The organism is Anabaena sp. PCC 7938 (genome assembly GCF_049315035.1).
In the GTDB taxonomy this organism is placed as follows: domain Bacteria; phylum Cyanobacteriota; class Cyanobacteriia; order Cyanobacteriales; family Nostocaceae; genus Anabaena; species Anabaena cylindrica.
In genome coordinates this window covers 2,839,490-2,863,322 of sequence record NZ_CP186034.1, presented here as the reverse complement: position 1 = coordinate 2,863,322, position 23,833 = coordinate 2,839,490, and the positions used below count along the sequence as shown (strand labels likewise).

At 39.6% G+C, this 23,833-nt stretch carries 20 protein-coding genes; 15 read left to right on the top strand and 5 right to left on the bottom strand.

Annotation, left to right across the window (positions count from 1 at the left end):
- Window positions 1–146: 146 nt before the first annotated feature.
- From ACOWPH_RS13045 to ACOWPH_RS13020, 6 genes are all read left to right on the top strand, one after another.
- Entirely contained in the window at window positions 147–2,348 is a 2,202-nt protein-coding gene (locus ACOWPH_RS13045) for a PhoX family protein (protein ID WP_015215813.1), read from the top strand.
- A gap of 1,167 nt (window positions 2,349–3,515) precedes the next feature.
- Complete coding sequence (locus ACOWPH_RS13040) at window positions 3,516–3,938, top strand: hypothetical protein (protein ID WP_015215811.1); 423 nt, start codon at window positions 3,516–3,518, stop codon at window positions 3,936–3,938.
- 371 nt (window positions 3,939–4,309) lie between these two features.
- Window positions 4,310–5,743: an alkaline phosphatase PhoX gene (locus ACOWPH_RS13035; protein ID WP_015215810.1), complete on the top strand. Its 1,434-nt coding sequence runs from the start codon at window positions 4,310–4,312 to the stop codon at window positions 5,741–5,743.
- A gap of 607 nt (window positions 5,744–6,350) precedes the next feature.
- Complete coding sequence (locus tag ACOWPH_RS13030; protein ID WP_242043047.1) at window positions 6,351–8,783, top strand: hypothetical protein; 2,433 nt, start codon at window positions 6,351–6,353, stop codon at window positions 8,781–8,783.
- A 67-nt stretch (window positions 8,784–8,850) separates the two neighbouring features.
- The gene (locus ACOWPH_RS13025) at window positions 8,851–10,050 is read left to right on the top strand and encodes an argininosuccinate synthase (protein WP_015215808.1); all 1,200 of its coding nucleotides are present in this window, start codon (window positions 8,851–8,853) and stop codon (window positions 10,048–10,050) included.
- Window positions 10,051–10,069: 19 nt separating this feature from the next.
- Complete coding sequence (locus ACOWPH_RS13020; RefSeq protein WP_171815805.1) at window positions 10,070–10,243, top strand: hypothetical protein; 174 nt, start codon at window positions 10,070–10,072, stop codon at window positions 10,241–10,243.
- 14 nt (window positions 10,244–10,257) lie between these two features.
- Here ACOWPH_RS13020 and ACOWPH_RS13015 read toward each other — a convergent pair whose 3' ends face one another.
- Window positions 10,258–10,887, bottom strand: coding sequence for a DedA family protein (locus tag ACOWPH_RS13015; protein ID WP_015215807.1), 630 nt, complete (start codon window positions 10,885–10,887; stop codon window positions 10,258–10,260).
- A 409-nt stretch (window positions 10,888–11,296) separates the two neighbouring features.
- Between ACOWPH_RS13015 and ACOWPH_RS13010 the strand changes: the two genes are divergently transcribed.
- The gene (locus ACOWPH_RS13010) at window positions 11,297–11,650 is read left to right on the top strand and encodes an STAS domain-containing protein (protein WP_015215806.1); all 354 of its coding nucleotides are present in this window, start codon (window positions 11,297–11,299) and stop codon (window positions 11,648–11,650) included.
- Between the two features lie 293 nt (window positions 11,651–11,943).
- On the opposite strand, the gene ACOWPH_RS13005 is transcribed toward ACOWPH_RS13010, so the two are convergent.
- Together ACOWPH_RS13005 and rpsF are read right to left on the bottom strand one after the other, a co-directional pair.
- Window positions 11,944–12,504: an Npun_F5560 family protein gene (locus tag ACOWPH_RS13005; protein ID WP_015215805.1), complete on the bottom strand. Its 561-nt coding sequence runs from the start codon at window positions 12,502–12,504 to the stop codon at window positions 11,944–11,946.
- Between the two features lie 505 nt (window positions 12,505–13,009).
- Complete coding sequence (rpsF, locus tag ACOWPH_RS13000; protein WP_015215804.1) at window positions 13,010–13,336, bottom strand: 30S ribosomal protein S6; 327 nt, start codon at window positions 13,334–13,336, stop codon at window positions 13,010–13,012.
- 357 nt (window positions 13,337–13,693) lie between these two features.
- Here rpsF and ACOWPH_RS12995 point away from each other — a divergent pair, with 357 nt between their 5' ends.
- The gene (locus tag ACOWPH_RS12995; RefSeq protein WP_015215803.1) at window positions 13,694–14,467 is read left to right on the top strand and encodes a fumarylacetoacetate hydrolase family protein; all 774 of its coding nucleotides are present in this window, start codon (window positions 13,694–13,696) and stop codon (window positions 14,465–14,467) included.
- Window positions 14,468–14,557: 90 nt separating this feature from the next.
- Here ACOWPH_RS12995 and ACOWPH_RS12990 read toward each other — a convergent pair whose 3' ends face one another.
- Window positions 14,558–15,034 carry a Tic20 family protein gene (locus tag ACOWPH_RS12990; RefSeq protein ID WP_015215802.1) on the bottom strand — a complete coding sequence of 159 codons (477 nt, stop codon included), beginning with the start codon at window positions 15,032–15,034 and terminating at the stop codon, window positions 14,558–14,560.
- A gap of 82 nt (window positions 15,035–15,116) precedes the next feature.
- On the bottom strand, window positions 15,117–15,314 hold the full coding sequence (locus ACOWPH_RS12985; protein ID WP_015215801.1) for a hypothetical protein: 198 nt from the start codon (window positions 15,312–15,314) through the stop codon (window positions 15,117–15,119).
- Window positions 15,315–15,756: 442 nt separating this feature from the next.
- On the opposite strand from ACOWPH_RS12985, the gene glyA reads away from it, so the two are divergent.
- The 7 genes from glyA (at window position 15,757) to cysC (ending at window position 23,760) form a co-directional block, all read left to right on the top strand.
- A complete protein-coding gene (glyA, locus tag ACOWPH_RS12980) occupies window positions 15,757–17,040 on the top strand; it encodes a serine hydroxymethyltransferase (protein ID WP_042466083.1) in 1,284 nt (427 codons plus the stop codon).
- Window positions 17,041–17,194: 154 nt separating this feature from the next.
- Entirely contained in the window at window positions 17,195–18,241 is a 1,047-nt protein-coding gene (locus ACOWPH_RS12975; RefSeq protein WP_015215799.1) for a glycosyltransferase family 4 protein, read from the top strand.
- A gap of 40 nt (window positions 18,242–18,281) precedes the next feature.
- Entirely contained in the window at window positions 18,282–19,532 is a 1,251-nt protein-coding gene (locus tag ACOWPH_RS12970; protein ID WP_015215798.1) for a competence/damage-inducible protein A, read from the top strand.
- A 539-nt stretch (window positions 19,533–20,071) separates the two neighbouring features.
- Entirely contained in the window at window positions 20,072–21,499 is a 1,428-nt protein-coding gene (locus tag ACOWPH_RS12965) for a glycosyltransferase family 4 protein (protein ID WP_015215797.1), read from the top strand.
- A gap of 154 nt (window positions 21,500–21,653) precedes the next feature.
- Entirely contained in the window at window positions 21,654–22,109 is a 456-nt protein-coding gene (locus ACOWPH_RS12960) for a hypothetical protein (RefSeq protein WP_015215796.1), read from the top strand.
- Window positions 22,110–22,163: 54 nt separating this feature from the next.
- On the top strand, window positions 22,164–23,000 hold the full coding sequence (locus ACOWPH_RS12955) for an ABC transporter permease (RefSeq protein ID WP_015215795.1): 837 nt from the start codon (window positions 22,164–22,166) through the stop codon (window positions 22,998–23,000).
- A gap of 166 nt (window positions 23,001–23,166) precedes the next feature.
- Complete coding sequence (gene cysC, locus ACOWPH_RS12950; RefSeq protein WP_280514238.1) at window positions 23,167–23,760, top strand: adenylyl-sulfate kinase; 594 nt, start codon at window positions 23,167–23,169, stop codon at window positions 23,758–23,760.
- Window positions 23,761–23,833 lie beyond the last annotated feature (73 nt).

Genomic DNA, 23,833 nt, shown 5'->3' with positions numbered 1-23,833 from the left:
TAACTAAATATAGCAATCCTCAATCATTCGTGAGCAAAAAAATGGCTGAAAGTCTTATAAATACGCACCTTTTATCCCCTTATTTTCTCACGCTTCGATTTGGATTGCGATCGCAACCTTGTAAACTTTAAAGTAGAGAATCGAGAATGAAAGGTCAATTTCATCCTAAGAACGATACAACCATCAACCCATCCGGTAACGAGTCAATCCTGGACGTAATTGATCGTGTCAGCATAAAACGCAGACGATTTATCACAACGGCTGTAGGTGCTTCAGTAATGACCGTGCTAGGTGATATGACCCTTGGTGGTTTTTTCCAAACCGTAGAAGCAGCACCAATTCCAGCTGGAATTGGCTTCGCTGGAATTGGCTTTGAGAGCATCGAGCCAAATCTCCGCAACCCGGTAACAGGACTATTAGAAAAGGATCTTGTTACTGTTCCTAAAGGTTACACCGCCAGAGTATTATCTGCTTGGGGTGATCCAATCATGCCTGGTGCGCCAAACTGGCTACCCGATGCTTCCCAAGATGCTGCGGCACAAGAAAAGCAAGTTGGGGAAAACCAGGATGGGATGCACTTCTTCCCCTTGCCAGGGCGAAGCTTTCTCAACCGGACAGCAGGTTTACCAGTAGCTGTTGAAGGTAAAGCATACAATAATAGTGGGCTACTGTGCGTTAACCACGAATATACCCAAGAGCAATTCCTTCATGTCGATGGTAATACAAGTAACGAGACCATGACTATTGAGAAAGCAAGAAAGTCTCAAGCAGCCCATGGTGTATCTGTTCAAGAAATATCTAAAGACAGATTTGGCAATAGCTGGAGTGTTAACCGCAATTCCCGTTATGGTCGCCGCATTACAGGTAACACAGAAATGCGAGTTTCTGGGCCTGCTGCGGGTGATGCCTTGATGAAATCGAAGAAATTTTCCATTCAACCTAATGGATCTTTTGAAATCGGCATCAACGATGGCTACACCGCTTATGGTACTATCAATAACTGCGCTAACGGTGTAACTCCCTGGGGTACTTACCTGACTGCGGAAGAGAATTTCCAAGGCTATTTTGCTAACCAGACATTTGCTTCTGGACAATCTGCCGATGTAAATAACGATGCTCTAGCAACTGTTGGTCTAACTAGTAAAAAGGCTGATATTCTCAACGGACAAAGACGGCATGGTATTCCTTCAGCTTCTAGTTATCGTTGGCCTGTGGTTGATCCACGTTTTGACGCATACAACAATCCCCTGGAACCTCATTTGTTCGGTTGGATGGTCGAAATTGATCCTTACGATCCTGAGAGCAAACCAGTTAAGCGCACATCTATGGGTCGTTTCAGACACGAGAGCGCCCAATATGTTGTTGATAGCAACAATATTTTGGCTTTCTACATGGGTGACGACAACGTTAATGAGTATATCTACAAGTTCGTTTGCTCTAGACCATACAATCCCAATGTTCGGGCTGCTAACCGGGATTTACTTGACCACGGTACTCTTTACGTTGCTAAGTTCAATGACAACGGTACCGGTCAATGGTTACCTTTGGTATGGGGTCAAGGTGGTTTGACACCAGCAAATGGATTTGACAGCCAAGCTGAAGTATTGGTTAAAACTAGACAGGCTGCGGATAGAGTTGGCGCGACAATGATGGATCGCCCAGAGTGGGTTGGTGTCCGCCCTCGCATTCGTGGATTCAATGAAGTTGAAATTTACTGCACATTGACCAACAACTCTCGTCGCGGAACACAACCTGTCTCCGTGAACAGCCCAGACGGCACAACCCCAGGAGGTGCGGCACGTCCTCCTGTTGATGCTGCTAACCCACGTCCTAATAACCCTTACGGTCATGTTATCCGTTGGCGCGAATCTGGACGCAGTGTTACCGCTACAACTTTCAATTGGGATATTTACGTTTTGGCAGGCGACAAAAAAGACCCTGATCCAATTCGTCAAGGCAATATCAATGGTGACGACTTTGGCTCACCAGATGGTCTTTGGTTCGACTCCTACGGTCGTCTGTGGATTCAAACTGATCAGGCAGGTGATGGTACAGGGAATTATGCCAATATCGGCGGTAACTCGATGGTTTGTGCCAACCCTAATAACCCAAGAGAGATTAAACGATTTTTAACTGCGCCTACAGATTGTGAAGTGACTGGTGTGACCACTACACCTGATCACAGAACCATGTTTATTAACATTCAGCACCCAGGTGATAGCGGAACTGTTGCTAATCCTACAACCCATAGCAATTGGCCGCATAGCCAAGGTTATGGTCCACAAGGTCGTCCCCGTTCTGCGACAGTGGTAATTACAAAAAATGACGGTGGCATTATTGGTACTTAATTCTTGATGGAATATCTAGTACCGCTTTCTCGGAATTAGAAATTAAAGGATGAACAGGATAAAAATAGGAATTGTATTATAGCAATTCCCAAGCTCATGAAATACACCCCACCCGCCCTATCGCGCACCCTCCCCTTAGTAAGCTACGGTGTACACACAAGGAAATGCTCTTTGGTCGCCATAAAACCCCACCCCTAGCCCCTCCCCGCTGTTTCGTGGAGGGGAACTGGATTTCCGGTTAAATCCTGTTTTCATGGCGCGAAACTTACTCTGGCTAAGATTGTGTGTACACCGTAGCCCTTAGCAAGGGGAGGGTTGGGGAGGGGTAATTTTGTATATCACGCTTAGTGGGAAACGCTATATGAATTACCTATTACCAGCTTAACCTAGATGTTTGAATTGACTAATTAGAGACTTCCAACTAAAAAAATATCCCGTCATTGTGACGGCAGGGGGCAGGGGGCAGGGGCAGGGAGCAGGGGGAAGAAAAGTCGCTTTGAGTTGGTGAAATTGGATCATCTTTTGTGTGGAGTTCTCTTAGTAATTGAGACTCAATTAAAGAATAGAGCTTACAGCGGTTTTCATGTATTTGTACCACACACTAATTTTTCTATTTCTTTCTTTGCGCCTTTGCGCCTTTGCGTGAGATATAAAAACGTGGTTCATTTACCCAAAAATCACCGTAAAATAAGTTACTTGATTAGGGTGCATTTATATAAATACACCCTAATTTATTGATTCGTGAAATTTGCTGCATTGAAAATAGGAATATTATGAAAATAAAAACTCAAGCTTTATCTTTTCTTAGCCTTGAGTTAATCTAATGTTTTGAAAAAATAAATAAAGTTTCATTCGGCTATTTTATCGCTATCAATAATTAATTAAAATATTTTTTACGGCTTGACTAAACAATTACTTTTAAGTAATATAACTCTGTTGTAAGATCTACGCACTGCAAAGGTTAATCAAAACTTAACTTGGATTGTGCTGAAATATAATGTTTTTCACCTTAGATGCTGAACAGTAATCACACCTTAAATTCAACAGTTTGTGTTGATAAAATCGCTTGCTTTAACAGTAATTTAAATAGTGAAATTTTCCACAGCACAGATGTAAGATGCGTAGATTGCAAATACATTAAACTTTCAATAAAAGGAATAGAAGCCGATGAAATTGAACAAGAAAGTAGCGATCACATTAGTTACAGTTTCCGCTAGTGTATTTGGCTTTAGTTCTGTAGCTTCTGCTGGTGAAGGTGGTGCTGCTGGAGCGGTAGCAGCTACACTCGACGCTAATGGTTTAGTAACTGAAATGGCTGCTGCTGGAGCAGTTGGTAAAAATGATGCAGCTGCTACAGCCACTGGTAACTTTGGTGTTGTCTCAGCGGCTGCCTTGGGAAGTGCTGGCGTAATCGAATTAATTAGCGACAACGGATATTACTCCTACTCAGACGAGCAGATTTCTGAAACCGAAGCTTATAACAATATCACTCTCAAAGGTAGTGCAGACACTGCTTTAGAAACTAGCCAAGCTAACTCTATTGCTACCTTCACCGAAACCCCTATCGGTTCTGTTGAAACAGGATTTTAGTTTGTCAAACGTCTGAATCATTTACTTGATTGGGAGTTTTGTTGATCTGTTAGAGACATGATTAGCACGTGTCTCTAGCTTATTAGATAAATTTATATGAATAAATTACAGCTAAACTAGTAAACTACGGCGGCAATAAATATCCATTAAAATAATTTAAAACTGTGAGTACTTAGGGAAGGTTTTAAAAATCTAATTTATTAATTACACTAATAATTAGAAAATAATTAGAAATTGCCGCTACATAGAATTTGATTATCAATATTTTGCTAATCGATTGTTAAACTAAACATTATCTAACATTAAGGTTGATTCAATAATCTTTGATCGTGCTGCCGAGCATTTATTTAAAAAAGAAGAGGAGCAATACAGTGGAAGTCTCAAGACGTAAATTTCTAACCTTAGCTGGGACAAGTGCAGCTACCGTGACACTACTTTCACCACTTGAAGCCTTCTACGCAAAAGTAGCTCGTGGTGAAATGCCCACAAGTACTGGCTACGGACTACTTGAGGAAAAACTGCCTTTAAACACTGCTGAACTTCCTCCTAGTTTAAGCGGCAGACCTATTTTGAAACTGCCTCGCGGGTTTAACTACACCGCATTCTCAACTACTGGTGAGCCAATGGACGACGGCTTTACAGTACCGTCAAATCATGATGGTATGGCTGCGTATTCAGGAGCCAACAATACAACTATTTTGGTTCGCAACCATGAGTTGGGAACTTCCGCCGCAGATCCAGTTCGTGGAGACCTCAGATATTCTACAGGCGCTCAGGGTGGAACGAGTACATTAGTAGTTGGAGCAAATCGCCAACTGATTAAGCACTTTAACTCCCTAGCTGGAACTAGGACTAACTGTGCAGGTGGTCCTACACCCTGGCGCACATGGATTAGTTGTGAGGAAACCTTCTCCACAACCACCAACAATACTGTTTCTGGTTCTGAAACTATCAGACATGGTTACAACTTTGAAGTTGTCGTTGACCCCAATAGCGGTTTAGTCACCCCAGTCCCCTTAAAAAGCATGGGACGTTTCAGCCATGAAGCTGTGGCTGTAGAACCCAAAACTGGTTATGTCTATGAAACTGAAGACCGTGGTGATAGTTGTTTCTATCGTTTTGTACCTAATGCCAAACCCACTAAACCCGGTGATTTAGCTCAAGGTGGTACTCTTTACGCTTTGAAAGTTATAGGTGCAAACAACTTTACCTTGAATACTACCAATAACCCTAATCAAGGTGGTCAACTTGGACGTATTAAGGTTGGCGAAACACTACAAGTAGAGTGGGTGCAAATTCCTAATCCTGACCCAGACTCAGAAAATGCAACCACCCGGACTGGTGTTCGTCATCAAGCACAAGACTTGGGAGCAGCCATTTTCTTCCGAGGAGAGGGAGCTTGGTATGGTAATGGACTAGTCTACTTCATTGCTTCTCAGGCTGGCCCTCCAATTTCTGCTGCCAGCGATGCTAGGGGTAATGGTCAAGTTTGGTCTTATAACCCTGCTAAAGAAGAATTAACCCTTGTTGTCGAAGCATCTCCTACTGGTCAATTTCTAGATGATCCAGACAATATTACCGTTGCTCCCTGGGGTGACCTCTTCCTTTGCGAAGATGGTAGTGGAGTGCAATATATTGTTGGCGTTAACGGAAAGGGTGAAGTATATCAGTTTGCGTTTAACAATATCACTAACGGTGAATTTGCTGGTGCTTGCTTCTCACCTAACGGTAGAACAATGTTTGTAAATATTCAATCTCCTGGTATAACACTTGCTATTTGGGGTCCCTGGAATCGTGGTCGATAGGATTAGGAGAACCCCAAATGGGTTTGTTTAAAAAAACGCAAATACAAATTTAAGTTTAATCTTGGGAAGGTACAACAATTGTAACTTTCCCAGATTCTACACATATAAATTGAACAATTTACTAAGGAAATACCTGGTGTCTTTTAGACCGATAATCAGGAAGTTATGAAGGTCTTATTTTCGAGACTATAAAATATTTAGAACTATGTTTTTGACATTTTGCTTAAGCAATGAGCTTTAAGTCATATAACTCTATTTTAAGACTTAATTGCCGCATACATAATTTAATCTTGACTTAACCTTAAATATGTTTAAATATAACTTTTTTAAGTTTTAATAATTAAAGAATTATCACTTTTTTTTTAGTCAAATCAATGTACAGCAAGACTTAGAATTGCAATATGGTAATTTTTTAGCACGGAATTAGAAGTAGAATATTTTTTTCACACCACAGATTTATACGTGTAGACAGCAAATTTTTAAAGTTTCAAAATTGGAACCAAGATAGATATAATTCAATGAAAAATTAATGCATTGGTTCGGCTAAATTACACAAAAATTCTAATTAATATTGCAAGTGTTTATTACAAGTCTGGCATAAATGTATATGATGATTTCGCAGCACAAAAACTTAAAGCTGGCGCTTGTATTATTATTTAGTTCAGCAACAATATTCTTTGCTAAAACAGCGAATGCTGAGATATCTGTATCTGCAAACACGTTGGAACTGGAGAACCTCAATAATAATAGCAAATTAGAATTATCTGCACCCTCTGAAGATGATTTTGTATTAATTGCTAATCTAGAACCTTTGATAATTTTGTCAGCTTCAGAGCAGCAATTACAAGCTTCTGTATCTAATTTTGTTCAACAAATACAAGTAACAGATTTAGTAAAAACTAATTCCTTATTTCCGTCTTGTTTTTCCAGCAATGTTAGACAAACAGAATTTACTTCAGTCACAGATTTAGCAAAAACTAATTATCAAATTCAGTCTTGTACTGCTAATAAGATTAGTCAAGCAGAATCTAGAAACAAACAATTAGATCCACTAGACCCTCCAATAGATCCGCAACCTAAGGTTGATGAATTGGATCTTGAACAAACATTACCACCAGAAAAAATACCTCAAACTGAACAAGAATATATTATTTACCCCAGAGTTGCAAATGAGAAAAAAATTCATCCCCGGACAACTACTATTCCACTAAATGGGGAATTGATTAATCATTTAACTGATAGCCAACTAAATCTAGGTTCTAGCTTTGGTAATAATCAAAATACTACTTTTGATGTCAATGGACTTGTTAAACTTAATGGACAAATACGAGAAAATGTAACAAAAAATAATATTTTGACCGTAGACCAAATAGGAGAATATTTACAACTGCAAACGGTAAGAAAAACCAGAGAAGTTACTGTTAATTTCCGAGAACCTCAGACAGTATTGGGTACACATCTTCAATTCAGTATGATAGGTTCATGCATATTACCTGGTGGTAATCCAAATCAAATATGCACATATATTCCTGGATTAAAATCTGCTGATATCAACCCTGAAAGCCTGACACCCAGGAGAATTTTTCAAACTTCAAAAGTAGGTGATATCGTTAAAGCAGAAACACTAGCGGCTATTCGCCAACCGGGGTTTCAATCTGGTGCTAATGGTCAAGAAATTGGCATAGATTTATTTTTACCAAATACAGGTTCATTGATTGGTAATAGCACTGGAAATCAGCTTTCTATCACTAGAAAAGAAGAAATAGATAATACACCTGTAGCAATTTATTCTAGAGTTAGACAGATTGTTAAAGTTAATGACCGTGAAGCTGTAATGGGTCGGACAGTAAGAGGTTTTAGCTTCATTTTAAATGATGATAATACGTTATTGAATACGGCTTTGCAACTGGGATATAGTTTGTTGCCTGATATTGTTCCTGATATTGACGGTTCAGAAAATCGAGTCAACTCCAATGTCAATAACAATTTGTTTTTAGCTGCTAATAATGTCAGGATTCCTGCTAATAGTTTGACTGCTTATCACGGAGGAATGGCTAGAGCGCAGAGTGTACCGCCAAAAGCAGAAAATTTGAGTCAAGTACCTGCTGCTACCTTCAATGGTATTTGGCTAGGTGCATCACCTATTATCAAACGCAGGTCTGATATTTCTACTCGTTTTGAACAAACTGGAACTCAGACAGTTTTAGCTTCTGGTGGTGGAGAAGGGGGATATGGTTCTAATGCAAGTTTTGTTTCTAATATTAACAATCAAGTTTTTTCTACACTTGATTTACAAGATTTCCATACTCAAGTTTATGTCACAGTTCTCAATCAAGAAGTTAATAATGTCACATCTAACAGATATAGAGAAGAAACAAAATATGCTCCACATCTGAGTTTCACAGGAAATATCACAGGGTCACAGGAAGCGTTGAGATATTATACAGGTGTAATAGGTGCAGAAGACGAAATTAAGGCTTATGGTGGAGTGGATTTTACTAAAAATACTGCAAATGGATGGAATTTTTCTGGAGGTGTGATTGGTTATATTAATCCAGATGTTGATTACTACAGTCAAGTAACAAGTAGTGTTGGTAAACGTATACCGTTCAGTCGGAATAGTAATTTAGTGCTATCCACTGGAGTTAATTATGCTTTTGATAGAGAAACTCGTCCCAATGACTTTGTAAATTCAATTACAGTCAGAGCTAGAGTGAATTTAGGTAATGTTTGGTTTGGTTTAACTAACTATTTTGGGGATGTTTTGCCCGATTCACTGAAGAATACTTTGGTAACAAGCGTTGGTATTCAATTTAGCAGTAATTTTTCATTATCTGCATATTATAATCCTGTAAATGAAAATGCTGCTCGTTCTGTCTATGGTGCTGGAGCGCGATTGAGACTTGGTACAAATCAGAATAGTCCTACACTCAACCTATCCTGGAGAAATAATGAGTATGACTATGGCAGAGATCTGGTTGGTAATGAATTGAAAATAAATGAGAATATATTTACCGTGTTTTTGAGGAGTAATTTTTAAAGAGGGTTTTTAACCTACATATCTTATAATAATGACTCATTGTTTGTTTTCCTAAGTGGAGAAACTAATGGGTCGCGCCAAAAAGGTTGTTCTGGCATATTCTGGTGGAGTAGATACTTCTGTTTGCATTCCCTACCTGAAGCAAGAGTGGGGAGTGGAAGAGGTAATTACCCTAGCAGCAGACTTAGGCCAGGGAGATGAATTAGAGCCAGTTCGAGAAAAAGCGCTGAAATCGGGTGCAAGTGAATCCCTGGTAGCGGATGTCAAAGATAGCTTCGTGAAAGAGTACGCATTTCCTGCTATTCAAGCCAACGCCCTCTATGAAAATCGCTATCCACTGGGAACAGCCCTCGCTCGTCCACTGATTGCTAAAATCTTGGTAGAAGCGGCTGCAAAATATGGTGCTGATGCGATCGCTCATGGTTGTACTGGCAAAGGTAACGACCAAGTACGTTTTGATGTCTCCTGTACAGCCCTAAATCCCAATTTAAAGATACTCGCACCAGCGAGAGAATGGGGAATGAGCCGTGAGCAAACCATCGCCTATGGTGAGCAATTTGGCATTCCTACACCAGTAAAAAAATCTTCTCCCTACAGTATTGACAAAAATTTGCTTGGTCGCAGTATTGAAGCTGGTACGTTGGAAGATCCAACCGTTGAACCACCAGAAGAAATCTATGAAATGACCAAAGCCATAGTAGACACTCCTAACGAGCCAGAATATCTAGAAATTGGTTTCCAAAAAGGGCTTCCTACCACAATCAACGGTACATCTAAAAACCCAGTTGAGTTAATCGAACAACTCAATCAGATCGTGGGAAATCATGGTATTGGGCGGATTGACATGATTGAAAACCGTTTAGTAGGCATCAAATCGCGGGAAATATACGAATCACCAGCGATGATAGTGCTAATTAATGCTCATCGTGATTTAGAAAGCCTGACCTTAACAGCCGATGTCAGTCAATACAAACGCGGTATTGAAGAAACCTACACCAAATTGGTATACAACGGTTTGTGGTATAGCCCACTTAAAGCCGCATTAGATGCCTTTATTCAACAAACACAAGAACGAGTTTCTGGTGTTGTGCGCTTAAAACTGTTCAAAGGTAATGCCACTATAGTTGGTCGTTGGAGTGATAACTCTCTCTACACTCCAGACTTAGCAACCTACGGTGCTGAAGACAAATTTGATCATAAAGCAGCGGAAGGCTTTATCTACGTTTGGGGACTCCCAACTCGCATTTGGGCGCAGAACAACAGGTAACGCAGGTTATGGGTGATGGGTGATAAGTAAAAAATTACGAATTACGAATTACGAATTACGAATTACCCATTACCCATTAAGAGAACTCCACAAAAAAGATGATCCAATCTTGTGGGATGGGCATCTTGCCCGTCCTTATATTATTAGCGGGCAAGATGCCCGCACCACAAGAAATTTTGGGATATTTTTTTAATTGGAGAACTCTAACTAATCCCCAGTCTGATGTTTAACTTGACGAGATTCCCACCAAATAGGAACAACAATCACAGCCACTAAAATCAGTAATGCCAAAATTGCAAACTGACTTACCCAAGCGACTAATTGCTCTAGGGAAACAATTTTGCCTGCAAAAAAAGCTAAAGTCACCATTGCACTAGCCCAGGCAGTTGCCCCAGCCAAGTTGTATACCAAGAATTTACCAAAAGGCATTTCGGCAATACCAGCAAGTGGTGCAGCAAAAATTCTCAATAAGGCGAAAAAGCGACCAAAAAATACAGCTTTAGCAGCATTTTCACTAAATTGCTCTTTAATACTTAGCAATCGCACTTCAGATATGCGGAATATCTTGCCCACTTGTAGCAGGAACGGCCAACCACCAACCCTACCAATCCAATAGCCACAATTACCGCCAATGACAGCACCTGCAACTGCATCACCCAGAACTAACCAGTAATTTAGTTCATCACTGCCAGCTAAGAAACCACCTACTAGAGTTACGGTTTCACCGGGAAGAGGAAGACCCAAATTCTCTAGCAAAATTCCTAAAAAAATTGCCCAATAACCGTAAGATTGAGCAAATTCTTGGATGTTTTCTAGTGAAATTAGCTCAAAAGACATCCAGCACCGCCGACTTTACAAATTTTTACCTTTCATATATCTTGGCTTGTTTTTGGTGAGGGTGTCAATCAAGTCGCGACGAGAAATCAATTGCTTTCTGATAGATAATTAGGGTTTGCTGAAATTTATATTTACTTATAAAAAAGTTATAAAAGTACATATAGCTTATAAGAATTTTGTAACTGTTAAGTTCGCTACGGAAATACCCAAGCATTTATGCCTATACTAGATTCATGTATCAAAAATTATATGAGCTAATCACTGTACCCATTCCTATGAGCTATAATTGTATTAAGTCTCGAAAAATCGGTTAAAAACAGTAATTCCACTGTTGATAATTAATCCATTTTGATATAAAAACCGCATTATCCAAGTTTCAAATGCCCAGTTCAACTACCCGGTTAAATTCATGACTCTTACACAAGAACGCCAAGTAATTTTGTTCAAACCCCAAGGAAGCATAGACTTAGAGGTTGGTACTGACTTGAGCGAACAGATGGCTGGAGTAACTCCCTTACCTGAACAACTCTGGGTTATCGATCTAGCAGAGGTTGACTTTATGGATAGTTCTGGTTTAGTGCCTCTAGTACAAGGTTTGAAAGCTGTACGTCAGAGCGGTTGTCGCTTGGTTCTTTGCAACGTAAAAGCGCCTGTAAGATTAATTTTGGAACTTACTAAGTTGGATTCAGTGTTTGAAATAGTCAATAATTACGAAGATATATTTTCTAGTGTCAATGAAAAAAGTCTAGCGACAGCAGCCTAAATCTCAATTTTGCTCAGGGGAAAAATAGCAAAATGAGGGGATAGAGGGGTTATTAGCCATCTCATTGAGGTTGACACCTGGAAAATTAACTTTGTAAAGTTGTCTATAAAATTACAAACTGTCAATATCTTTTTCTAAGTGTTATTGCCCCTCTTTTATAGATCCCTTCCAAGTCATAGCTTAATATTGACACTCTCAGGTCTAAAGACACTGATATTCTGCGGACAGAGTAAAACTCTCGCTGCGACCGTCAAGCGTCGCCTAAACGCTCAAAGCAACTACCAAATATAATGTTAGGCATTTTGAGGAGTGGATATATTACTTTGTCCAGATATGGGACTAGAAAAATTTGGTAAATCAATACCGCTATGACTTGCGTGGCGAGTTTTTAGTGCTAACCGATAACTTACACTTTGTAGCTCTGCTTGTAATTGACGATTTTCTCGTTGTAGCATTGCGACCTTATCTCTGACGGGAGTCATTCTTTCCTCAAATTTACGACGATAAATTTGGGGTAATTCTTGTACTACCTGCTCTAACATCCGACTACGATCAGTTAGTTCTTGGACTGATTGTCGCAATTGGTGTATTTCTTGATCACGAGATGTAATTTGCTCTTGGTAGAACGTTACTTGCTGTTCGACAGCTTGAAGTTGTTCTCTTAAAGCCTCTAATTGACTCAAATCGCACTCGGGTTCAGGCCGTTGAGGGATAAAACTAGTATTACCCTTTACAAGCCGGAACAGTTCTTGGGATAGCTGTTGCACTAATTGATCTCGAAGTTGCAATTCTTGATGCAACTGCGATACTTCAGTAGAAAGAGTTTGGATGTCGGGGGTGTCTGATTGGCTCACAGTGGCTTACATCTCTTAGGTATAACTGCGATGATACTACCTTTAGCAAGTACTTGGGGAAGTAATCACATACTGAATTTTGCTATCTTATGTCGAGGCAAAATACAAATCACAAGGGATATATTTGAGAGGTTGTATGCCTCTTTTCATAGCCTTGTTTTGATGGGAAGTGCAATTTTAATACTAGAAAACAAGGTGTTTAAGCTTTTTTGTATAAAATTTTATTTCTCACCACCCTTGAAGTCATGGTTTAAAAAAGTTGCATTCTCACCTAATTATGTTTTTTCCTATACCTGAATTATATTATGGAAAAAAATGCACGGGATGATTTCATGAAAAACATATCGCATTTAAGAGAATTTGACAACTGTTAAAATACGCAATTTAATAAGTAATTCAATAAAAAAAATTTCTGTAGGTGAAGCATACTAGCTTACCTGACAGAAAATATTACTAGGAATTTTTTTTGGGGAATTCCTGGGAAATTCCTCCATGAACCATCTTTTTAGGCAGTTACAGCTTCTGGTTCTGATTTTTCTTTACGGATCTGCTGCTTAATGGTCATGTAGCGAATCACTTCTTCACTCAATCTCATGGCGCGTTCTACTGGTGCGATCGCAGTTGGAGGTGCTGTGTAGTTTAATTGAATGTAGATACCATCACGATGCCTATTGATTTCATAAGCAAGACGACGCTTACCACGATTTTGAATTTCAATATTTTCAGCACCTTGTTCAATGAACAAATTCTGATATTTGGCAACGGCTTGCTCTACCTGCTCATCTCCCAAGTCAGGACGCAGGATGTACATTGTCTCGTAAACTGTGGTCATTTATCTTTAGTTACCTTATGGACAGATTGGCTGCTGATGTTAATTTATACGAGTAAATTTCAACGTTGCTGGTACAACTCAACATCTGAAGCAACAAGGAATCCCAATAATAACACAACATAGAGCAAGATAAGTTTTGATGCTGCTGGTAATTCCTGGAGCAAAGTCACGGCATTTTCAGCATTTATCCTATAATCTTACCAGTTTTCAATTTATAGCAGTTACTAGGGTAGTGAGGAAAAGCCTAAATTCTCGATTCCTGATAATACAAGCGTTCTCACCAGATGGCTGCTGACTGCTATAAATCATTAGCCAAATCTGCCGAAATTTGGATCTCTAAGGATATTAATCAAGGTTATGGCGCAACGCTATGTGCGAGTTAAAAGTCAAGAAGGAAAAATTTACTATGGGTTGCTGCAACTATCCCTCAATGTAGAGGTTCTGGATGCTCCACCTTGGTTAGATGGACAACCCACTGATTTAATTTTGGAATCAGACAAATACGAAATTTTGGCTCCTTGTTCTCCTTCTAAAATTGTAGCTGTAGGTAAGAATTATGCGGATCATGCAGCAGAAATGGGAACTCCCGTACCTACTGAACCGCTGATTTTCTTTAAACCATCTACATCTGTAATCGCGTCGGAAAGAGAAATTAAGTATCCTCCACAGTCACAGCGGGTAGACTACGAAGGCGAATTGGCATTAGTGATAGGCGATCGCACCTGTGACTGTACCCCAGAACAAGCCCAAAGCAAAATATGGGGTTATACCATTGCCAATGATGTCACAGCTAGGGATTTACAAAAAAAAGATGCCCAATGGACACGAGCCAAAGGCTTTGATACATTCTGCCCTTTAGGCCCTTGGATTGTCCGAGAATTGAATCCAGGAGCGAGATTGCAGACCTTTTTGAATGATGATCCCCACCCAGTCCAATCTGCTTGTATTGATCAGATGGTTTTTCCCCCGGATTTTTTGGTGTCTTACATCAGTCAAGTGATGACACTTTTACCTGGGGATATAGTGCTAACAGGTACACCTATGGGGGTAGGAGCTTTGCAAATAGGCGATCGCATCCGGATAGAAATTGAAGGTATTGGTCGCCTTGAAAATACCGTTATAGCCCGTTAGCACCAGATGGGAATAGATACTATTTTTTAAATTTTGAGCGATCGCTTATTATCAAAACTGTTGAGCAAAAAACCCAAACTGCTATCACGTCTAGCGCACTTGCATATAAACAGCATCAGAAATTGCTGGTATTTCTGCATAGCGACCCATCAGAGACTGGACAACAGAATAAACAACTGTGACAACTATTCCCATGAAAATAGTTGTATACAGTGTTTGCATGGCAAATCCACTACCAGGAACTAATTTCACAATATCAGTCAAGATGCTGCATAAAAATATAACAATATCCAAAATGATTGCTTGCATAGTGTTGAAACGAATAAAATGGCTGATTTTGTCATTTCTCACTACCAACAGCCATAAAGCAAAGAAAATAATCAGCCCAGCATAGCGGACACCATAGTAAATCCTTAACAACGGCAATAGAGGTAAAAAGATGATTCCTAAGAATGGAAAATCATTCAGCAGAAACTGACCAAAGGCAAATACCTCAATCAAAGGCAGTAAATAAGGTAAAGAAGCGAAAATTCGGTCGGGAACCGTTGTAGACCCGCGCAAGGACATATTGCGTTCTCCTGTGGCTGAAATTTTAATAGCTATTTGAGCTTAGGATAACGCAGTTGCTTGATATTGCTAGAAAATTAGATTATTTTATATGGGCAATGCGGAAGCCCATCACGCATTCATACTGCTCAGGCTGCTGCTCAGTAAATGCGCGAATTGCTTGACCACAGCCAAGTTTACCCCCACCCCAGCGTGGTTGTCCGCTACTATTAGCAAGCAAACAAGATTGGCAAACCTGCTCAGGGGTAAAGATTTGATCATCCGTTAAAATGACTAACATCCAAATACCTCCATCGCTCCTTTTAGCATCAAGGCATAAATGCAGAAAATAGCAAATTTTTGGTAACTGCACCTGAATTCATTGTATGTTATATGTTTTAGATATTTATTTTCATGAGTAAAAAATAATACATATATTTTCATGGTTAGTGAATTACAGGCAAAAGACCAAAGCTAATACGCGAAGGCATTTATTTTCTGGACATTGAATAATAAAGAAGTCAATACTCAAAACATATTAAATGAACAGCAATATAGCGTTTCCCACTAAGCGTGATATACAAAATGACCCCTCCCCAACCCTCCCCTTACCAAGGGAAGGGTGCGCGACAGCGCGGGTGTGGTGTATTTCATGAGCTTGGAAATTGCCATAACACTATTACTACCGTGCTGTACTGAAAACAAAAGCTCAGATTTTACCAATGTTTCAAAGGATAGTAAACGTGAATAAGACTAGCTCAGACTTACTTAAATCTGCCGATCCTGCCATTAGCGAGTTAATTAACCAAGAATTACAGCGTCAACGTGATCACTTAGAGTTAATTGCGAGTGAAAACTTTACTTCTGCGGCTGTATTGGCTGCTCAAGGTTCTGTACTGACCAATAAATACGCTGAAGGATTACCAGGTAAACGCTACTATGGCGGTTGTGAGTTTGTTGACAAAATCGAGCAAATAGCGATTGACCGTGCCAAACAGCTATTTGGTGCTGCCCATGCGAATGTTCAACCCCATTCTGGCGCACAGGCTAATTTTGCAGTGTTCCTGACCCTATTAGAACCAGGGGACACAATTATGGGGATGGATTTGTCTCACGGGGGACACCTCACCCATGGTTCACCTGTGAATGTATCGGGTAAGTGGTTCCAAGTGCGTCACTATGGTGTCAGTCAAGAAACAGAACAACTTGACTATGACCAAATCCGCGAGTTGGCTTTGAAAGAACGTCCTAAACTGCTGATTTGTGGTTATTCAGCTTATCCCCGGATTATTGATTTTGAAAAGTTCCGCAGCATTGCTGATGAAGTTGGTGCTTACTTATTAGCAGATATTGCTCACATCGCTGGTTTAGTCGCTACAGGTCATCATCCCAACCCCCTTCCATATTGTGATGTGGTGACAACAACAACTCATAAAACTTTACGGGGTCCAAGAGGTGGCTTGATTTTAACCCGCAATGCTGAACTTGGTAAAAAGCTAGATAAATCAGTTTTTCCTGGTACTCAAGGTGGCCCTCTAGAACACGTAATTGCTGGTAAAGCTGTAGCTTTTGGTGAAGCACTGAAGCCAGAATTTACTACTTATTCTGCTCAAGTGATTGACAATGCTCGTGCTTTAGCTACCCAATTGCAAAAACGAGGATTTAAATTAGTTTCAAATGGCACAGACAATCATTTAATGCTAGTAGATTTACGTTCTATTGGCATGACAGGGAAGAAAGGCGATCAACTTGTTAGTGGTGTAAATATTACCGCTAATAAGAATACAGTCCCATTTGATCCAGAATCACCTTTTGTTACTAGTGGATTGAGATTGGGTTCGCCAGCAATGACAACAAGGGGCTTGGGTGTGGCAGAATTTACGGAAATTGGTGATATTATTAGCGATCGCTTACTTTCTCCAGATTCTGAAACAGTAGCCGCAGATTGTCTGCAACGAGTAGCAGCATTGTGCGATCGCTTCCCCTTATATCCTCACATAGAAATTCCCTTGCCAGTTCTAGCCTAAGGGATTCTAGATTTTAGATTTGGGATTACCTGCTCAAATCTAAAATCTCATAATTACGCCGTAAGTACCCCAACCATAGTAAATGTTGCGTAAAAATTGCGGACAAAACCCTCACACAATTTTGGTCATCCCCACCACTTCTTAAAAAATACTGATGCCTGCTCAGATTTATCATCTGATTGCCTTTCTTCTCGCCGCAGTAGTCGTTCTCTGGACTACACCAGATGTCAAAAATATTGGCATCAAAAGTGGACGTTTAGATAAACCGGGTAGTCGAAAAATTCATCAACATCCTATGGTACGCCTGGGAGGAGTTTCTATCTTCGCAGGTACTATTATCTCCCTATTAATTGTCTGGTGGCTGGGCGGATTTGCGAATCTACCACCGGAAAAAGAATGGCAAATTTGGGGTGTCACTTTAGGCGGTCTAGGCTTTTTTCTGATCGGTTTAGCAGATGATTTATTCAACCTATCCCCTTTAGTCCGGCTATTAATACAAATAATAGTCGCTGCTGCTGCATGGAAAGTTGGTGTCAGTATAGATTTTATTACCATTCCCACAATCGGCATAGTTAATCTAAATTGGCTAAGTTTTCCAATTACAGTTATTTGGTTGGTAGGAATGGTAAATGCTATTAACTGGATTGATGGTTTAGACGGACTAGCTGCTGGTGTCACAGGAATTGCTGCCGTAGTCATGCTGTTAGTATCTCTATTTATGCACCAACCAGCAGCAGCCTTAATAGCAGCAGCTTTAGCTGGTGCAGCCTTGGGATTTCTTCGTTATAACTTCAATCCAGCGCAAATATTTATGGGTGATGGTGGATCTTATTTTATGGGATTCACTATAGCGGCTGTTGGTGTCATCGGGCTAGTCAAAATTCCCGTTTTTACCGCTGTATTATTGCCTTATTTAATTTTGGCAGTGCCAATCGTTGATATGTCAGCAGTAATTTTAGCGCGACTACGACACGGTAAATCACCTTTTTTAGCAGATAAACGCCATTTACATCACCGTCTATTAAATGCCGGTTTATCACACCGATTAACAGTTTTGTTCATTTATTCTTTAACTCTATGGGTGGGTAGTTTAGCCTTAGCTATTGTTGGCATTCCTAGCGGGATGACTTATGCCTGTGCATCTACCTCTTTATTGAGTTATGCTATTTGGCGAGTTTGGAAACTTTCTCGACAATCTTAAGGATTCTGGATGCAATCTAAAATCTAAAATCTAAAATTTCATGAGTGCAGAAATTATTTGTGTTGGTACTGAATTGCTACTAGGAGATATCCTCAATAGCAACGCTCAATTTTTAGCCCAGCAGTTAGCCCAGCTAGGCATTCCCCATTACTATCAAACTGTCGTGGGAGATAATCCAGAAAGACTCAAGCAAGTTATAGAAATTGCTGCTTCCAGAGTACAAATTTTAATTTTTACTGGTGGACTTGGCCCCACACCAGATGACCTCACCTGTGAAACCATTGCTGATTTTTTTGGCGTTCCTTTGTTAGAAAGTGTCGATATTATTGAAGACATCACTCAAAAGTTTGCCCAACGCGGTCGGGTGATGTCTCCCAGTAACCGCAAACAAGCCTTAATTCCCCAAGGGGCTGAAATTTTACCCAACCCTACAGGAACAGCACCAGGCATTATTTGGCAGCCCCATCCTGGATTAACAATTTTAACTTTTCCTGGTGTTCCTAGTGAAATGCACCGAATGTGGACAGAGACAGCAGTACCTTTTCTCAAAAGTCAAGGTTGGGGCAAGGAAATTATTTACAGCCGGAGTTTAAAATTTTGGGGTATTGGTGAATCTGCTTTGGCAGAAAAAGCATCTGCATATCTGAATTTATCTAACCCGACAGTAGCACCCTACGCTGGCAAGGGAGAAGTCAGGCTACGAATTTCTGCTAAAGCATCTAATACAACAGATGCAGAGAATTTAATTGCACCAATTGAAAAACAACTGAGGGAAATTGCTGGTTTAGATTATTACGGTGCTGATGATGACACTTTAGCTTCTGTTGTTGGTAGGTTGTTGCAGTTATCAGGAGAAACGCTTTCAGTTGCTGAATCTTGTACAGGTGGGGGACTGGGGCAAATGTTGACAGAAATTGCTGGCAGTTCTAATTATTTTTGGGGCGGAGTAATTTCTTATGACAATTCGGTAAAAGTCGGCTTGTTAGGGGTTAACCCAGAAGATTTAAATCGATTTGGTGCGGTGAGTGCTACTGTAGCCGAACAAATGGCTTTTGGTGTGAAAACTCGACTGGGAACTACTTGGGGATTAAGTGTGACAGGGATTGCCGGTCCCACTGGAGGAACTGATACAAAACCAGTAGGATTAGTATTTATTGGATTAGCCGGACCAGGAAATGAGGTAAAAAGTTATGAGTGTAAGTTTGGGACGATACGGAATCGATCTTCTATTCGTCATCTGAGTGTATGCGCGGCTTTAGATAATTTGCGGCGCAGTTTATTAATGCGTTAGTTTTGAATTAATTGTGATTTATGGCAATGCTATTTGTTTAAAGGGTTACTTTATGTATTTGTACTAACAAGTAGCAAGAAAATTACGAGTTATTTCCCATGAACATCCGATACTCTACAAAAATCACACGGGAACTTTCTCAAACAGTATTAGTTCTGTTATATATGGATAACAAATTTATGAAAATTTAATGAAGTTGTTTACTATGTTATTTCGATCACACAAGATATTTTTCGCTCATGTTTTTTATCTTACCTACTAAAATAAATGCACCAAATAACCACTTTTAAGGTATCCTACTCCAGTAGGTTTAAAAATTTGCGCTTTTATTTAAGACGGTGATTTTGCTTAGTTTTTTAATAGCCAATTTTTTTTCCGGAACTGGTATTAACTCTGTTGTCTTGTAAAGTATGATCATTCAGATAACACTTACTACCAAATCAATCAAGAACAACTAGCGATTAAGAAAAATATTTACCTTATAATCGCTATGGATCTTGCCTGTAAGCCTCAATTTTTTTCTACAGGGAACTATACTCATGGCATTCTGGCCGAAAAAGTCAACCACTTCTAATCCAACAGCATTTCAGAATCAGGATTTTAAAAAAAATACAGACGTACTTAATATATCGAATCAATCAAGTACGGAGAGTAAGCCATTTTATAAAAATACAAATTTTACCACACCAGCACTATCTTCCATAGACTTAGCAGATACTTTTCAAGCGAATCATAATTTGTACGAGAACTTATTAAAAGTATCTATACTCACAGAATTCTTCCCGCCTGATTATGCTGCTACGGGTCAGTTGATTGAAGAACTGGTAAAACACTTAGAGAAACAAGGAGTAAATATTGAGGTATTTACAGGACAGCCAGCATATGCATTTTCAACAGCTAACGCACCTGCTGTTGAACAATTAGGTGGTATTCGTATCCAGCGATCGCGTTCAACACAAGCTTGGTCGGGACGGATTCGAGGCAAAGCCGTAAATGGTGTTTTATTTACATTGCGTGCCTTTCTACATATTATCAGAAATTTCCGTCGGCATAATGTATTTTTGGTAACTTCTGCTCCTCCTTTTTTGCCTATAGCAGCGTATCTAGCACATCTGTGTTTTCGAGTCTCTTACGTTTGCTTAATCTATGACCTTTATCCAGATATTGCGATCGCACTAGGAGTAGTCTCCAAAAATCATTGGCTGGCAGGGTTATGGAGAGAACTGAACAAAATGATTTGGCGGCGGTCTCAAGGGCTAGTAGTGCTTAGTCCTGATATGAAAAAGAGAATCATCGCCATATGTCCAGATATAGCCGATAAAGTATCAGTAATTCACAGTTGGGGAGATCCTAACTTGATTGTACCGATTACCAAAGAAAATAATTGGTTTGCTAAAAAACATAATTTAGTTAATAAATTCACTGTCCTTTATTCTGGTAATATGGGCAGGTGCCATGATATAGAAACTATATTAGAAACTGCAAAACAACTACAAGGTGAACCTATTCAATTTGTTTGTATTGGCAGTGGAGCAAAAAGAGAGCGTTTTATTGAGGCGGTGAATAAACTAGGATTAACCAATTTTCTATTTCTCCCTTACCAAGATAAGCAAGTGCTTCCTTACTCCTTGACTGCTTGTGATCTCTCTCTAGTGAGTGTAGAAGCCGGGATGGAAAGTCTTGTCGCTCCCAGTAAGCTTTACCCAGCTTTAGCCACCGGACGACCAGTAGCAGTGATTTGTTCAAAGTATTCTTATTTACGACAGCTAATTGCTGATGGCAAGTGTGGGGTGAGTGTGGAAAATGGAGATAGTACTGCTTTAGCTGAATTTATTCGGCTGCTGAATAGCGATCGCAAATTAGCAGAACTTATGGGCAAAGCCTCCCGCCAGTATTTGCAGTCAAATTTTACGCCGCAAATCATAGCTGAACAATATCTTAGAGTTCTGCAAAAGTCCAACTTGTAGTATCTTGGTTGCACTATACCAATGATCACAAACCTGCTAACATATCCAACGGGTTTACAAAACTTAGATTCAAAAACCGAATAACTAAACTTTCAAATTAGGAGTTGGGCTTTGATGGTCTTTTTGATCTCAGTCCTGCCAACGCAACCTTCTTATGATCTATCTTTATCAAAAGGAGGCCGAAGTGCAGAGAAGGTGTGACCGAAATCGGAATCGTTCAAAACGTCGAGCCATTTATTGTCCGGTACATAGTTGTTACATGGATAGCGTCAGTCAAAAATACGGCTTGTTTGCTGAACACGCAGGACAACTACAGCAGAGAGGAATGAAACGGAAAGAAGCCCTAATGTTAGTAGCGGCAAAAACTACAGTTTCTCTAGAAGGGGAGTGGTTAGAAGCATTTTGGTGTGAACATTGCCAGGATACCAAATGGTATCACGTCCATAAACGTGAATCTGTATATCACTTGTCATTAGCACCAGCAGAACTTTGGCAACAAGCAACAGGAGTTATTAATCCCCATAGAAATCCTTCAGTAGGAGAGTTTACATTCAGAAACTCCCACATTGTAGGTGGCAACAATATAAAAGATTTTTGGGTGATCAGCTAAAAACTGTGTGCATTTGCACCTGTAGATTGAGATACGCATAAATAAATTTATGATATGAAAGACACCTCTTCTCAGCCAGAATTAATAATTGAAGCCGGAAGAAGCGAAGGGCAATACTGGAAAGACCTCTGGCGCTATCGAGAGTTATTTTATTTCCTAGCATGGCGAGATATATTAGTTCGGTACAAGCAAACAAGCATTGGTATCGCTTGGGCTTTAATTCGTCCTTTTTTAACAATGGTGGTGTTTACCGTCGTATTTGGGCGATTAGCAAAATTGCCATCTCAGGGTGTGCCTTATCCCATCCTCGTTTTCTCCGCGATGTTACCCTGGCAGTTTTTCGCTAGTTCCCTATCAGAATGCAGTACTAGTTTAATTACCAATTCCAACCTAATTTCTAAAGTCTATTTTCCCAGATTAGTAGTACCTACAAGTGCAGTAGTAGTGAGCTTTGTAGATTTTATGATTTCGGGAATGATTTTAGTAGCATTAATGGCATGGTACAACTTTATTCCTAGTTGGCGAATTTTGACCCTACCTTTATTTATTAGTATCGCCTTTGCTGCTTCAATAGGAGCAGGATTGTGGTTTGCCTCCCTGAATGTTCAATATAGAGATTTCCGCTATATTGTGCCATTTATTGTCCAGTTTGGACTGTATATATCACCAGTAGGCTTTAGCAGCAGTCTTATTTCTGAAAAGTGGCGCTTGATATACTCGTTAAACCCAATGGTAGGAGTAATTGATGGTTTCCGTTGGGCAATTTTAGGTAGTGAATCAAATTTATATCTACCAGGATTTATTCTATCTTTGATCCTCGTATTCTCGCTCTTATTTAGTGGGATTTGGTATTTCCGCAAAATGGAAAGGAAGTTTGCAGATGTGATTTAGATTCTCTGGCTGAAAACAACAGTACAGTAATAGAAATACTATATATTTTTCAGAGATGTGATACCCAACGTCATTTTGAAAAATGGCTTATTAACAAGTAAAATAGGCTTTTTGTACATTTCCTCCAAAGCTAATAATTGAAGTTAAACCCGCAGAAAAGCAGCTAATAATTTTTGATGTACTTAGTAATACAAAAGAGTTAAAAATGCAAGATATTGGAGCAACAATTTGGTTTACAGGATTGAGCGGTGCTGGCAAAACTACAATTAGTAGTGAAGTAGCAAAACATCTACGAAGTCGTGGTATCAAAGTTGAAGTTTTAGATGGTGATATAGTGCGCCAAAATCTCACAAAAGATTTAGGATTTAGTAGGGCAGATAGAGATGAAAATATTAGACGAATTGGTTTTGTTGCTCATTTATTAACTCGAAATAATGTGGTAGTAATAGTTTCAGCTATTTCACCATATCGTGATGTGCGGCAAGAGGTACGCCAAAAAATTGGTAATAATTTTATTGAAGTTTATGTCAATGCTCCCTTAAAGACTTGTGAAGATCGTGATGTTAAAGGCTTGTATAAAAGAGCGCGTCAAGGAGAGATCAAGTTTTTTACAGGTATTGATGATCCCTATGAACCACCTTTAAAACCAGAAGTTGAGTGCTTAACAAATCAAGAAAATCTCGAACAAAGTGTGGCAAAAGTAATAAAGCAATTTGATATTTTGTGTAGCAATTTAGCTGGATCTTCTGCTTGTTTATAATTCTCTGATTTAGATTTATTCTAAATAAATTATAGAAGCATTAATTTTGAGAATAGTTAATATTTCTCACCGC